Source organism: Campylobacter estrildidarum, assembly GCF_005406205.1.
GTDB lineage: Bacteria > Campylobacterota > Campylobacteria > Campylobacterales > Campylobacteraceae > Campylobacter_D > Campylobacter_D estrildidarum.
Genome location: NZ_NXLZ01000033.1, coordinates 1 through 1,710, shown reverse-complemented (window position 1 = coordinate 1,710; position 1,710 = coordinate 1). Strand labels below are relative to the sequence as shown.

1 protein-coding gene is annotated in these 1,710 nt (G+C 34.0%); it reads left to right on the top strand.

Features of this window, described 5'->3' with window-relative positions:
• Positions 1-1,244 (top strand): hypothetical protein (locus CQA69_RS09230; protein WP_246023142.1); only part of this gene is annotated, 1,244 nt, incomplete at its 5' end.
• Between the last annotated feature and the right edge of the window lie 466 nt (positions 1,245-1,710).

Below are 1,710 nucleotides of genomic sequence, written 5' to 3'. Positions count from 1 at the left end.
TAATCGGTGGGGCGGTTGAATGTAATCGTAATCACCGAGAAGCTTTGATTTTAAAAAATAAAATCATTAAAGAAGCGATTGAAAATTACACCAAAAGAACAGGACAAAAGCTACAAGCAAAAAGCTATGAATGGAGTGCGGTTGTCAATATAAAGCCCGATACATCATTGAATGATTTAGAAAATTTAGCTAATCACTTTCAAGAAAAATACGGCTTTCAATGTTATCAAATCGCTATACACAGGGACGAGGGGCATATAAGCGATGATGGTGAAAAAATTATCAACCATCACGCACATTTAGAGTTTATCACGCTTGATAAGCAAACAGGTAAGAACAGGCAAAGGGAATTAAATAAGACTAAACTAAGAGAAATGCAAACTGAAGTCGCTGAAATCTTAGGAATGGAAAGAGGCGAGGATAAACGCATAAGCAAAAGACAACGCGTAGAGCCACGCAAATACGCACAAATGAAAGAAGCCGAGAAAAAGACTAAGAAACAAGAGCTTTTAACTAAAAACCAGTATAAAGAAGCGATTGAAAATTTTAGAAAATCACAAGTAGGAAAGGGCTTAAATAAAGAGTTTTTTAGGGATTTATCTAACTTAAAAAAGAACTTTGAAGCCATTAACGAGCAAGAATTATCAAAACTTTTAAACGATATCTTAGACCAGCATTTGCAAATCGAAAAAGAAAATCGAACAATGAAAGAAATCATCGGTAAAGCTAGAAGTGAAGATGGAAGCCTTGGTATGCTAGTCGAAGCTGAAATCCAACAAGGCAAAAGCGAATTTGTAGTTGATGAGATTAAGCAAAATATTTCTTATCGTGCCTTGAGAGATGCTAATTTTAAAGGACTTCAACAAGAAAACGAGCGATTGAAAAAAGAGAACCTAGAACTAAAGCAAGACATTGAAAAAAGGGATAATTTTATAAATAATCTAGGTAAAATGCTTAATTTTCAGGGCTTAAACTATACTACCCCTTTAAACGAGCTAGAACGCTATTTAAATCAAAAAGAGCAAAAAAACGATGATTTGTATCAAAAAGAAAATAAAAACGATTTAAAAGCCAATTTTGACAATTTAAACGATACAAATCTTTTAAATCAAATCATCGAACAGGCACAAAGTGAAATGCAAGAAATAAAACAAGAAAGAGAAAAAAGCTTTCAAGATAAGCTTAAAAGTTTTAAAAAAGAGCAAAAAAAGCCAAATACAAGGGGTTATGATTTCGGAAGATAAAGCTAAAACCAGAGAAAACCAAACACTCTTCTAATCAGCCTGTAGCAAATCGCACCTGTTAAGGTGCTATGATTTGCGAAAAGGGGGGTGCGGGGGCTGTCTGAGTGCGTAGCACGGAAGACGGACAAAGCCCACCGCCCTAATGCTTATCTAAACCTTAAAGGGAAGATAAGCATAACTCTTAAAAACAACTTAAAAACTTTTTAAGAGTGTCAAGGGGTTTTAGGGTCTCCCTAACGAGTTCTCGGAGTAGCAAAAATGCGTTTAGCTTTGTAGCTACGTAGAGTAACCTCGCCCTAATATTAAAATGATAGTATTTTTAGCTTAAATTTTCAAGAAAAACTATATATTTTTAGTCTATTTTTTGCTACTTAAGAAAAGTTTAAGATTTTTTGATTTTTTCCCTTGTTTAATATTACTCTTGTTTATACTTGTTTACGGGCATTTTAGCTATGGAAAAATGGGG